The organism is Dietzia sp. NPDC055343 (genome assembly GCF_053645265.1).
Window position 1 is genome coordinate 18,417 of record NZ_JBSHMJ010000039.1, and the last position, 12,022, is coordinate 30,438.

12 protein-coding genes are annotated in these 12,022 nt (G+C 69.7%); 5 read left to right on the top strand and 7 right to left on the bottom strand.

Annotated elements, in window-relative coordinates:
• Positions 1-93: 93 nt before the first annotated feature.
• The gene (locus tag ACWIE7_RS15505) at positions 94-2,205 is read right to left on the bottom strand and encodes an acyltransferase family protein (RefSeq protein ID WP_452101005.1); all 2,112 of its coding nucleotides are present in this window, start codon (positions 2,203-2,205) and stop codon (positions 94-96) included.
• A 167-nt stretch (positions 2,206-2,372) separates the two neighbouring features.
• Between ACWIE7_RS15505 and ACWIE7_RS15510 the strand changes: the two genes are divergently transcribed.
• Positions 2,373-2,984, top strand: coding sequence for a hypothetical protein (locus tag ACWIE7_RS15510; protein ID WP_454057060.1), 612 nt, complete (start codon positions 2,373-2,375; stop codon positions 2,982-2,984).
• On the opposite strand, the gene ACWIE7_RS15515 is transcribed toward ACWIE7_RS15510, so the two are convergent.
• Positions 2,935-3,642, bottom strand: coding sequence for an NUDIX hydrolase (locus ACWIE7_RS15515; RefSeq protein ID WP_452101007.1), 708 nt, complete (start codon positions 3,640-3,642; stop codon positions 2,935-2,937). The two genes, ACWIE7_RS15510 and ACWIE7_RS15515, sit on opposite strands and share 50 nt — an antisense overlap.
• Positions 3,643-3,795: 153 nt before the next feature.
• On the opposite strand from ACWIE7_RS15515, the gene nadA reads away from it, so the two are divergent.
• From nadA to ACWIE7_RS15530, 3 genes are all read left to right on the top strand, one after another.
• Entirely contained in the window at positions 3,796-4,776 is a 981-nt protein-coding gene (nadA, locus tag ACWIE7_RS15520) for a quinolinate synthase NadA (RefSeq protein ID WP_454069866.1), read from the top strand.
• Between the two features lie 80 nt (positions 4,777-4,856).
• The gene (gene nadC / locus ACWIE7_RS15525; protein ID WP_454057142.1) at positions 4,857-5,702 is read left to right on the top strand and encodes a carboxylating nicotinate-nucleotide diphosphorylase; all 846 of its coding nucleotides are present in this window, start codon (positions 4,857-4,859) and stop codon (positions 5,700-5,702) included.
• Between the two features lie 116 nt (positions 5,703-5,818).
• Positions 5,819-6,337: a hypothetical protein gene (locus tag ACWIE7_RS15530; protein WP_452101008.1), complete on the top strand. Its 519-nt coding sequence runs from the start codon at positions 5,819-5,821 to the stop codon at positions 6,335-6,337.
• Between the two features lie 52 nt (positions 6,338-6,389).
• Here the strand turns inward: ACWIE7_RS15530 and ACWIE7_RS15535 are convergent, their stop codons facing one another.
• The 3 genes from ACWIE7_RS15535 to ACWIE7_RS15545 are packed head-to-tail and all read right to left on the bottom strand — an operon-like array spanning position 6,390 to position 9,732.
• On the bottom strand, positions 6,390-7,976 hold the full coding sequence (locus ACWIE7_RS15535; protein WP_454069860.1) for a cation diffusion facilitator family transporter: 1,587 nt from the start codon (positions 7,974-7,976) through the stop codon (positions 6,390-6,392).
• Positions 7,973-8,554: a substrate-binding periplasmic protein gene (locus ACWIE7_RS15540; RefSeq protein ID WP_454057058.1), complete on the bottom strand. Its 582-nt coding sequence runs from the start codon at positions 8,552-8,554 to the stop codon at positions 7,973-7,975. The genes ACWIE7_RS15535 and ACWIE7_RS15540 overlap by 4 nt, the downstream gene beginning before the upstream one ends.
• On the bottom strand, positions 8,551-9,732 hold the full coding sequence (locus ACWIE7_RS15545; protein WP_454069861.1) for a zinc-dependent alcohol dehydrogenase: 1,182 nt from the start codon (positions 9,730-9,732) through the stop codon (positions 8,551-8,553). The genes ACWIE7_RS15540 and ACWIE7_RS15545 overlap by 4 nt, the downstream gene beginning before the upstream one ends.
• 187 nt (positions 9,733-9,919) lie before the next feature.
• On the opposite strand from ACWIE7_RS15545, the gene ACWIE7_RS15550 reads away from it, so the two are divergent.
• Positions 9,920-10,573, top strand: coding sequence for a serine/threonine protein kinase (locus tag ACWIE7_RS15550; RefSeq protein WP_454069862.1), 654 nt, complete (start codon positions 9,920-9,922; stop codon positions 10,571-10,573).
• Between the two features lie 27 nt (positions 10,574-10,600).
• Here ACWIE7_RS15550 and ACWIE7_RS15555 read toward each other — a convergent pair whose 3' ends face one another.
• Together ACWIE7_RS15555 and ACWIE7_RS15560 are read right to left on the bottom strand one after the other, a co-directional pair.
• The gene (locus ACWIE7_RS15555) at positions 10,601-11,740 is read right to left on the bottom strand and encodes an alkaline phosphatase family protein (RefSeq protein ID WP_454069863.1); all 1,140 of its coding nucleotides are present in this window, start codon (positions 11,738-11,740) and stop codon (positions 10,601-10,603) included.
• A gap of 66 nt (positions 11,741-11,806) precedes the next feature.
• On the bottom strand, positions 11,807-12,022 hold a 216-nt coding region (locus ACWIE7_RS15560; RefSeq protein ID WP_454069864.1), incomplete at its 5' end, for a hypothetical protein.

Below are 12,022 nucleotides of genomic sequence, written 5' to 3' on the forward strand. Positions count from 1 at the left end.
GCTTACGCCGCGCGCAGGACCGCCTGTGAATCGAGCCGCTGGTCAGCGTGCTCGACACCGGGGGTCCAACAACGGAAACGGGCTACGCCGGGGTCACCACCAGCCGGTCGCGGGTCCCAGTTGCCGGGCCAGCTCGCCCGAGGCGGACCGGACCCACGACCCCGACAGGTGATGCGAGTCGTGGTAGACGATCACGTTGCCCACCACGACAGGGCAGCTCTCGGGGTCGCACAACCCGTCGGTCAGGTCGATCAGCCGCACATTGTCGAGTCCGGCGGCGGCGAGCGAGGCGGGGTTGATGGGCGAGATGGACCTCTCGCGCGGCATCCCGCACTCCTCGGGGGTGCCGCCGTCGCCCAGGCAGTCGCTGGCGCGGATCGGTCCGCGGCCGTTGTTGAGCCACGGGGTGTCGCGGATGGCGATCACGTTGATGCCCTGCTCGCCGAGCGCACGCCACAAGTCGACGTACTGCCGCGGGGCGACGTCGGGCCCCATGACGCCCACCGGCCGGGTCGCCGTGGTGAACACGAAGTCCGGCTGCAGTCCGGCCACGGCGCCCAGAGCCTTGGGGGTCCATTCGGCGCAGCTCTCGTACAGCAGTTCGTCGTTGTCGGAGACCGTGGCGTCGAGGGTGAGGGGGCAGCCCATCTTGAGGACGGTGACCACCCGGAACCCGTAGTGGCGCCCGACCTCGTCGAGTCCGCTGATCCAGTGCTCGGCGTGGGATCCGCCGGTCAGCGCGATGGTGCGGGTGGCGGCCTCGTCGCCGTAGACGCACAGGATCACGTCACTGGACTCGAAGGTCGAGATGCAGCCGTCCATGGTGCTGGGCGGCAGGTCGTGGCCGACCTGGAGGAGGGAGGGCAGGTACGGGGCGTCCGCCGGGGCGCCGACACCGTCGAAGAAGGCGCGGGCGCCCGGGTGGACAGGGTCGGTGAGGGAGTCGACGTAGGGGACCGACGACCGGGAGGAGGCGGTGGCGCTCCACCATCCGACCGTGGCGAGGGAGGCGACGGCGGCGACGACGACGAGCGCGGTCGCACCGACGAACTGGCGCTTCTGGCGGCCCGTTCGCGCGGGTGCGCCCCTGAGCATGTCGCGCGCGAGGGCGGCGGGGGTCTTCTGCCCCTTCGCCCGGCTGGCCATCCGTAGCGGTCGCTCGATGTACTTCTCGGTGATCAGGGCCAGCACGAGCGAGATCACGATGATCGCCGTGCCGGAGACGAACGTGGTCTCGTTCTCCCTGTCGTAGGACAGCCACAGGATGAGCAGTGGCCAGTGCCACAGGTACAGCGAGTAGGAGATGTCGCCCAGTCGGCGGAACACCTTTCCGGACAGCAGCCAGGTGATGGGGTCCCTGGCGGGGGTCGCACGCTGGCCCGCGGGCAGGTTGCCGCCGAGCACGATGAGCAGTGCGCCACCGATGGGATACCAGGCGAGCGGGCCGGGGAAGTATGCGGCGCCGTCGAAGAAGAACCCGGTGCTCACCACGAGGAACAGGCCGGAGACCGTGGCTATCAGACGCAGCGGCCACGGCAGGACGATGCCGGCGAGCACGATGGCCACCAGACCGCCGATGAGCAGCTCCCACATGCGGGACGCGGTGTCGTAGTAGTTCCAGGCCTGGTTCGCGTCCTGCCCGATCGCCGACCACCACACCGAGGCGATGGTGCCGGCGGCGACCACGGCGACCAGGAACCGTTTGGGGGTGCCGCGGCGCACAAGGAGTCGCCAGAGTGCGGTGCCGCCGAGGATCACGGTGAGCGCGATCAGATAGAACTGTCCCTGGACGGACATCGACCACAGATGCTGCAGCGGGGAGATGGTCGCATCGGCCGCGGCATAGTCCGCGGCGGTGTACGCCAGTTCCCAGTTCTGGTAGTAGAGCAGCGACGCGACGGTCTGGTCGAAGATCGCCGCCCACTGCGTGGGCGGCTTGATGAGCATGGTGCCCAGGACCGTGGCGGCGATGGTCACCGCGAGCGCCGGGTAGAGCCGCCGCACGAGGCGCTGGAGGTGGGGCAGGGGGTTCAGCGGCGTGCGCGTGCTACCCGCGCCGCGGAGCAGGGACCCGAGGAAGAAGAACCCGGACAGGGCGAGGAAGACGTCGACACCGCCGGAGACCCGGCCCATCCAGATGTGGAACACCACCACCAGGGCGATCGCCAGTCCCCGCAGGCCGTCGATGTCGTGCCGGTATGCCATCGTCTTCCGCGACCGACCAGTGGTCGCGGGAGTAGAGCTGGTGGCCACTGGCGGGTACTTCCTGACGTCTCGTCCGGTTGAAAGGTGGGCGGAGCCGGGTCCGATTAGACCACAGCCACCCCGGATCTCCCGTTTCGGTGCGCCCGGGCGTTGGTACAGTCCCGCTCATGACCAGCACGTCGTCGTCCACAGGTGACCGCCGCAATGGCCGTGGGTTGCCGCGCGCGGTGGGGACCCTCGTCGGGCTTCTCGCGCCGTTCGTCGTCGCGGTGCTGGTGTGGATTGTCACCGCGCCGCGCTCGGAGCTCTTGTCCGTGGGGCAGGGGCGGGGCGTCCGGTTCCCCGACGCCGGCGTTGACGGCGGAAGCCAGCTCCTGATGCTGGTGGTCCTGCTCGGCTTCGCGTCCGTGTGCGCCGCGCTCGTCCTCTGGCACCGGCATCCGGGACTGCGACGCCCGCTGGGCGTGCCCGCGCTCGCGCTCCTGCCCGGGCTGGCGTGTGCCCTCGCCGCCATGGACGCCACGCGGATCGCTGACCTCGTGGCCTCGCCGCCGCAGGACGCCCCGGCCGGTGAGGTGGTCTCGCAGGCGCCGGCCGTCGGGGCCCTGTTCTCCGACCGGATGATCTACGGCACCTCGGGGCCATCGTGGGACTGGTTCCCGCCGGGCGCGGGCTGGCTGGTGTGGGGCACGATGATCGCGCTGTTCGCGGTCGCGGCCCTGGCCCACTTCAGCCGTCTGCCGGACCCGGTGGCCGGAGAGTCGCGAACTGATCGGTGATCCGTAGCCGTCGCTCGGCGAAGCGGTAGAGCGCCGCCGGTCGACCACCTGACGGGCCCGGGGGAGCGCTGCGCCCGCACCGCACGAGCTCGCCGCGCCGGGTGAGGATCCGCTGCAGGTTGGTCGGGTCCACCGGGTGCCCGAGCGCGGCACCGTAGAGCTGCGCGAGCAGGGAGAGCGTGAACTCCTCGGGGGCGAGGGCGAAGCCCAGCGTGGAGTAGGAGAGCTTGGCCGCCAGTCGGAGCCGGGCGCGGGCGATGATCTCCGCGTGGTCGAACGCGGTCTCCGGCAGGTCGTCGACCCGGAACCACGCGGTGTCGTCCGGGATGTCGGGGTCGGCGTCGCTCGGCAGCACGCCGAGGAAGCCGGACGCGAACACGCGACGACCCGGCACACGCCCCGGATCGGAGAAGTCGGACACAGATTCCAGGTGGCTGAGCTCCCGGACATCGACCTTCTCGTCGAGTTGACGCGTGGCGGAGGTGGGGAGGTCCTCGTCGTCACGAACCTCACCGCCGGGCAGCGCCCAGCGTCCGGCGGCGGGGCCCAGGGAGTGCTGCCAGAGCAGTACGTGAAGCGACGGCGCGGCGGCACCCGGGGTCGGCCGTACCTGGCCCACGACGACGAGCACCTCGTGACCGGTGTTACACTCATGCACGTTTTCGATTGTAAGACGAAAACGCGGCCGGTGGGGTATCGGCCCGAACTTTCTACCCGAGAGGGGGCAGGGATGAGCACTGCCACTGGAACCGACACCGCCGTGGGGCGGCTCGATTCGCCGCTGGCCGGGAAGATCCGCCACGACGGATCGATGTACACCGGCGTCGAGCCCGACGAGATGTGGGCCTCGGAGATCCGCAGACTCGCCGCCGAGCGCGACGCCGTGATCCTTGCGCACAACTACGAGATCCCGGCCATCCAGGACATCGCCCACCACGTGGGGGACTCGCTGGCCCTGTCGCGCGTCGCGGCGAGCGCCGAGCAGTCGTCCATCATCTTCTGCGGCGTGCACTTCATGGCGGAGACCGCCAAGATCCTCTCGCCCGAGAAGACGGTCCTCATCCCCGACGAGGCCGCCGGATGTTCGCTCGCCGACTCCATCACCGCCGAGCAGTTGGCCGAGTGGAAGTCCGAGCACCCGGACGCCGTCGTGGTCTCCTACGTCAACACGACCGCCGCGGTGAAGGCACTCACCGACATCTGCTGCACCAGTTCCAACGCGGTCGACGTGGTGGAGTCGATCGATCCCGACCGGGAGATCCTCTTCCTGCCCGACCAGTTCCTCGGGGCCCACGTGCGGCGCAAGACTGGCCGCGACAACGTCCTGGTGTGGGCGGGCGAGTGCCACGTCCACGCCGCGATCAACGGCGACCAGCTCACCGCGAAGTCGGAGTCCCATCCGGGCGCCGAGCTGTTCGTCCATCCGGAGTGCGGCTGCGCGACCAGCGCGTTGCACCTGGCCACCGAGGGTGCGGTGCCCGCGGAGCAGGTCAAGATCCTGTCGACCGGCGGGATGGTCGACGCGGCCCGCGCCTCCGGCGCGCGTGAGGTCCTGGTGGCCACGGAGGTCGGCATGATCCACCAGCTGCGCAAGGCGGCGCCGGAGATCGACTTCCTGCCGGTCAACGAGGACGCGAGCTGCCCCTACATGAAGATGATCACCCCGGCCGCGCTGCTGCGTGCCCTGGTCGAGGGTGCCGACGAGGTCGACGTGGACCCCGTCACCGCCGAGGCCGCGCGCGGGTCGGTCGAGCGCATGATCGCGATCGGCAATCCGGGGACGGGAGAGTGAACGACGACGACAGCGCCCCTACCCACGGCGCCCCGACCTTCTATACCGACACCTTCGATACCGACACCCGCGCGGACGCGTTGATCGCGATCCGTCGTGCGCTCGAGGAGGACCTGCGCTACGGCCCGGACGCGACCTCGCTCGCGACCGTGCCGGCGGACGACCGGGCGACCGCGCGACTGGCCTCGCGATCAAACGGGGTGGTGGCCGGTCTACCGCTGGTCGAGATGGTCCTCGCGGAGGTGCTGGGAGGCGACGATTCCGGAGCCGGCTCCGACGACTTCGCCGTGACCCTGCTCGCTGCCGACGGCGACCGCGTCGAGGCCGGCGAGGTGGTGGCCGAGATCGCCGCGCCGACCCTGGGACTGCTGACCGCCGAGCGCACGCTGCTCAACCTGGTGTGTCACCTGTCCGGTGTCGCGACGGCGACGCGGGTGTGGGCCGACGAGCTCGCCGGCACCGACTGCGCCGTACGTGACACCCGCAAGACGATGCCCGGCCTGCGGCTGCTGCAGAAGTACGCGGTGCGTTGCGGCGGTGGTGTCAATCACCGGCTGGGGCTCGGGGACGCGGTCCTGGTCAAGGACAACCACGTGGTGGCCGCCGGCGGTGTGCTGCCCGCGCTGGCCGCGGTCCGTGAGAGGTTCCCGCAGTTGCCGTGCGAGGTGGAGGTCGACTCGCTGGAGCAACTGGACCAGATGCTGGACGAGAAGGTCGACCTGGTCCTGCTCGACAATTTCCCGGTCTGGCAGACCCAGATCGCGGTGCAGCGACGCGACAAGGTCTCGCCCGGCACGCGCCTGGAGTCCAGTGGGGGACTGACGATCGATGTGGCCGCCGATTACGCGCGCTGTGGTGTCGACTTCCTTGCCGTGGGCGGTCTGACGCACTCGGTCGGCGTCCTGGATCTCGGCCTGGATATGTGAACACCGTGTGTCGTCGACCCGGAGCGGGCGCCGACCGGGCAGCGGTGTGAGGTCGGCCCCCATCCGGGTGCTTCAATGAGGCGACAACGGGTGTCGGCCGCGTAAAGTCGTCCGCCATGACGGGCTTCTGGGATTCGGGCGATGTATCGGCGGCGGAGCGGCGGCAGCGTCGTATGGAAGAGGCTCGCCGCCGGGTCGAGTCGGGGGAGAACTCCCCGCCGCCCCCGCCCGCAGCGCCCGCCGCGGCCACCAGGAGCCGCACTACCCGTGCCCCCAGAGCCGCGACCGTCGACCCGGTGTCGGTGGCCGATGCGCAGTACGCGGTGTGGCGCAGCGTCCAGCATTTCTGCCTGAGCGATTCGCTGCCGGACGCCAGCGGTAAGAACCTCGATCTGCTGATCGCGTGGTCGGATTCGATCCAGCCCTTCCGTCTGCGTCCGCGGATCGTCGCCCGGCTCGACGGCGACGGCGCCTGGCTGCCGGTCTGTTACGCCAAGGACGGCTCCCGCGACCCCATCACGCAGGCGCAGGCCGAGCGTTACCGGGACGCGCGTGTCGAGGGCGCGGGGCTGTCCGGTGGGGCACAGAAGCCGCTCAAGGAGACCGACCACCCGGAGTCCACGGTCACCCTCTGATCAGCGCGTCTGAACAGCGGGTCAGAGCAGCGGGTCAGAGCAGCGCGCCGGGTCAGCGCGCCGCGAGCGCGAAACGCCGACCCTCGGGCAGTGGGCCGACGCTCACGAGGACCTCGTCGGTGCCGGCCTGCCGTGCTGCCGAGTCGGTGGTCTCCTTCTGGGTGGTGACGGTCGGGGTGATGGCGGGCGGGGTGCCCGTCTGGTCGTCGTGGTCCACGCCGGGTCGGCCGCCCGCTCGCGTGCCCTCGCCGACCAGGGCGGTGTCCTCGTCCAGCGGTGCGACGGGGACGATCGTCCCGGCCTCGACGAGGGCGATGACCGCAGTGCGCGCGGCGCGGGCGTAGCGCAGGTTCCGAAGTGCGGGGGAGTCGGTGTCGGGCGCGTCCGGGTTCACATCGGCCACCCGCAGCGGCTCGCCCGACGGTGCCTCATAGGCCTCGCACACCGACTCGACCAACTCGTCCAGACCGAGGCTGTCCCATTCGCCGAGCTTGTCCACGATGATCATCCGCGCGCGCTCGAGCACGTCCGGCTCGGGAACCGTGGCGGCTTCGACGGCGTCGGTGATCTCGTCCTCATTGGTGATTCGCCGAGTAGTCATGCCCCGAGGGTGCCAGGCATGGCGCCGCATCGCAGCCGGTGGGCGCCGGGCTCCGGACGGCCGATGCGTGTCGTGGACCTCGTCGACCACCGTCACCACGACGTCCTTGAGCTTCCAACTCAGGTCCGTCAACCGGCGCCGCACGGCCGTCAGCATCTCGACCGTGACATGCTGCCCGTCGGCGGGGACGAGGAACGCCTCGACGTGAAAGACGTGGCCCTCGTCGCGCACGCGGGCACCGTGGTCGTCGGCCCAGGCGACGCCGTCCAGAACCTCGTCGATCTCGTGGACCAGCGGGTGGGGGTCGGTGCCGTCGAAGCGGGTGGGGCGCGCATCGGCCAGGCCCTGGATCGCGCCGCTCACGTTGGCCCAGCCGTCCCGCAGGATCGATACGCTCACCACCAGCGCGGCCACGGCGTCAGCCCACCACAGGCCCATGCCGATGCCCAGCACGCCGACGATCGTGGCGATACCCGTCTTCCAGTCGGCGCGGTTCATGTCGGCGTCGGCGTAGAGCACCTTGTCGTGCAGCGTCTCCGCCGGCTCGGCCTTCATCCGGCCCAGGATGACGGGTCCGATGCAGGACAGCGCCATGACAGCCACCATCAGCCAGCCGACCCAGATCACTTGTCCGCCGATCTCCACGACGCCCAGCGGCGGCCGCTCGCCGGCCAGGAGCCCGGAGCCCGAATCCACGACGAGGAACAGTCCCATCGCCAGCAGTGCGACCCCGGCGACCAGGTGTCCGATCCCCACCGCCCGGTGATATCCGTACGGGAAGTGGGTACTCGGTGCCCGGTGGGCCACACGGGCGGCGATGAGGAACGCGATCGGCGGGAGCAGCGAGAGCGAATCCTCGATCCACGCGACCTTCATCGCCTGCGACTGGCCCGACACGAGGTAGACGGCCGCGACCGTCACGAGCAGGACCGCGATGGTGGTCCACTCCAGCCGCACCGCCCGCCGTTGAGCGGCCTTGTGCTCTGATGACTGATCGTCGTCGAGTGTGCCCGCGGCGGGCCCGGACTCCGGGCTCATGACGCCTCCCCGGTGCGTGCGAGGTAGGTTTCCAGCGCCACGAGCAGGGCGTTCTCGCCGAGCGGGGTGGCCATCACCATCTCCTCTGTATCCCCGTCGGGGGTGACTTCCTGGGCATATGCTCTTGTCAGCGCGACTTCCTTCTCCCACGGCGAGTCAGCGGTCAGCCCGCCCACGACGATGTCCAGGTCTCCGCGGGCCATCGCCATGATCAGCTCGCTCTCGGCGCCGGGGGTCCATTCCACCGTCGCGTCGTATTCGTGCGCGAACCCGGTGAGCAGGTCGACCTCGCGGCCGGTCACGGAGTCGTCGTCGCCCACCTCGGTCCAGGGCGGGTTCTCCGAGACCCCGACGCGCAGCGTGCCGCCGGTGATCCGGTCGAGGCTGCCGTCGGTGTCCTTGGGAAACGGGCTGCCGCAGCCGGCGAGGAAGGCGGTGAGGACCGCCAGAAGGGCGACGACGGCGACGGCGACGGCGGTGACGCCCCGACCGGTCCCCGAGCCCGCCCACGCCGCACCGGATACTGATCGCCGGGACGCCGCGGGCGTCAGACCGTGTGGGGCAGGGGAGTGGTTCACGGCTCGAGAACCACCTTGACGGCGCCGTCCTCCTTCTTCTGGAACATCTCGTACGCGCCCGGCGCCTCGGCCAGCGGGAGTCGGTGCGTGGCGAAGTCGTCGACGCCCAGCGGGTCGGCGTCGGTGAGGAGCGGCATGATCTCCGGAACCCAGTGCTTGACGTTCGCCTGGCCCATCTTCAGCGTGACCTGCTTGTCGAAGAGCGTGAGCATCGGCAACGGGTCGGCGCTGCCGCCGTAGACCCCCGAGAGCGAAATGGTGCCACCGCGGCCGACGATGTCGATCGCCGAATAGAAGGCGCCGAGCCGGTCGACGCCGGCGTGCTCCATCATCTTCTTGCCGAGGAACTTCGGGAGGAGCCCGACCGCCGTGTGAGCCGCGGATGCTGCAGGCGAACCGTGTGCATCCATCCCCACCGCGTCGATCACGGAGTCAGGCCCGCGGCCGTCGGTGATGTCCCGGATCGCGTCTCCGACCTCGCCCGGCACCGCGGTCGGGTCGAGGACCTCCACCCCGCGGTGGGCCTGCCGGGCACGACGCTCGGCCACCGGATCCACACCGATCACCCGGTGTCCGCGATGCTGCGCGATCCGGGCCGCCATGTCGCCGATCGGGCCGAGCCCTAGTACGACTACCGTGCCGCCGTCCGGGATCAGGGCGTACTCCACGGCCTGCCAGGCCGTCGGCAGGACATCGGAGAGGTAGAGATACCTGTCGTCAGCGTGCTCGTGCGGGACCTTGATGTGCGTGTACTGGGCCTGCGGGACGCGCAGGTACTCGGCCTGCCCGCCGGCCACGCTGCCGTACAGTTCGGAATAGCCGAACAGCGCGGCTCCCATGCCCTGGTCGCGGACCTGGGTGGTCTCGCACTGGGTCTGCAGGCCCTTGCCGCACATGTGGCAGTGGCCGCACGAGATCTGGAAGGGCATCACCACACGGTCCCCGGGTTTCAGGTCGGTGACCTCGGCCCCGACCTCCTCGACGATTCCCATCGGCTCGTGGCCGAGGATGTCGCCCTCGTTCATGAACGGACCCAGTACCTCGTACAGGTGCAGGTCCGAACCACAGATATTGGTGCTGGTGACCTTCACTATCGCGTCGGTGGGCTGCTCGATCCGCGGATCCGGGACGTCCTCTACCCGGACGTCTCGCTTGCCGTGCCAGGTGACTGCCTTCATCGCGGGCTCCTCTCGGGTGTTGCGATGCGCGTTCACGCATGTCACAGACCGTAGTGAGACGGGGGGTCGGCCGCATCCGGTCCAGGTGCGGATCGGATCGACGAGGGATTGCCCGGGGCGGATGAGATTCGTATCATGTTGTTCAGGTTCGGGCGGATCGCCGCCGGCCAAGTAGATGGTGGTGACGATGAGCAGCTCACCCGGCAACTTCGGTTGGAACGATCCCGGCGCCTCCGGCCCGGGTCCCCTGAGCCCGCCCCAGTCGCGCAACGGTGTCACGTGGGCGCTCGGTGCGCTGGTAGTGGTGTTGGTGGTGGCGCTGGCGGGCGTGGTGGGATATCTGCTGGCGGCTCCGGACGATGAGCCCCCGGCAGCGGTACCCGCGGAGTTCTCGAGCCAGCAATCTGCTCCCGAGCGCGTCACCGTGACGGCGGCGCCAGCTCCTTCCGCGTCGCCGCCGGAGGTGGCCACCACTGTCACCCCTGTCGGAGATCGGGGAAACACAACTGCAGGGGACCTGGGGCTGCCCATCCCCATGACGCGGCCTGCATGCGACGGGCGCGGGATCGTCGTGCTGTACTCGGCGGTGACCCCGGGCGACTACGCGCAGGAGATCGCGTCGGCGCTGGAGCAATACCCCGGCGCGTCCTATCTACGCACGGACATGGCGTGCCCGTCGCTGCGCCAGCGTGACGAGAACGGGAACGTCATCTATGCGGTATATCGGCCCTCGGGCTATTCGAAGCAGGAACTCTGCTCGGACGTTCGTTCCGCCGGGTCGACGGCATACGGCCGGTGGTTGGACACGACGAGCGATCCGTCGGTCCTGGTGACCTGCTAGTCCGATGGTGGCCGCGCCCCCGGGCGTTCAGCGCACGATGAGGGGGATGTGCTGCTCGGCAGCTGTGTTGGCGCCGTGGTGGCCGATCAGTGAGGATTCCAGCTTCTCGTTCCGCGATCGGGTGAGGACGACACCGCCGGTCGCTATCGCGATCACGTCGCCCAGCCGGTCGGCATGGTCACGCCCGGGGCCGAAGAGGCTCTCGTCAAGTGCCTGTTCCCGGCTGAGGACACGTGCGTGGCCCGCGAGCTCCGACTCCCAGGTGGAGAGCACACTCTGTTCGGCGCCCGGGCGCGCATATGCGTGACGAACGCGAGCTTCCCCGGCCACGGTGGTGACATCGGCGAGCAGGGCGGGGGTCGTGTCGATGTCAATGGATGTCTCTGCCGTGACCATCCCGTGGTCCGCCGTGACGACCAATCGGCAGCCGCGCGGGAGGTCCGTGGCCAGATCGGCGATGAACGCGTCGACCTCGCGGAGCGACTGCAGCCACTCCGGTGAGCCGGGCCCGTGAATGTGGCCGATCATGTCGAGATCCCCGAAATAGGCGTAGACGAACCGTCTCGTCCGGGAGGGGCGGGCGACGGTTTCGACCACCGCGCGGCTGATCTCGTCGAGGGCGTTGGCTGGCCGGTAGTCGCCGCTTGCTCGGAACGCCGCGCGGGTGAGCCCCGAGTCGCGGAAATCGTCGCGCATGACGTAGGTGACGTCGACGCCGTCGGCGGCCAGCAGCTCGAGAAGACTGGGCAGTTTCTGGACGTCCCGGGGCGGGAAGCGGTCGATCGCCGTGGGCCCTCCGGCGGAGTCGAGCGTCCATCTCAGCGGGTTGAACGATGTCGACCCCTCGGAGTCCGATATCCGGAAGCTGTAGCCCACGATGCCGTGCTTCGAGCAGGGCGCGCCGACCGCGAGGCTCGTCAGGCTTGTCGCCGTAGTGCTGGGGAACCCGGCCGAGATCATCCGGGTGGCCATCGCAGCGAGCGTGGGCGCCTGCTCGGCGTACCGGCGTATGAGTTCCGCGCCCAGCCCGTCTACGAGCACGAGCACCGCGTCCTGAGCCGGCTCCAGCGCCAGGGGGTTGGGGCTCTCGGTTCCCAACGTGGCCGCGAGGGAGGGCATGACGTCGGCCAGGGAGTTGTTCGCGGGGCTGGACGGAATCGTGGTCATGCGCTCACCTTCCCCTATCTCTGGAGCGCGCGAAGCGAGATGTCGCACCGCGGGTGCCAGCCGGCGTTAGAAGGGCGGTGGGTCGGTGAGGTTGTCGATGATGGTTTTGAGTTGGTTTTCCAGGGCGCTGTTGCCGGGTGGGTGGTAGCGGTGGTGGTTTCGGTTCCACCAGCGGCTGTGGCGGTGGGCTGGTAGGTCGATGATGGTCCGGGGTTCGATAGTCACGGTGATGGGCTGGAATGTGGCTCCGGCTTTGGCGAGTGCTGTGGCGCGGGCGGTGTT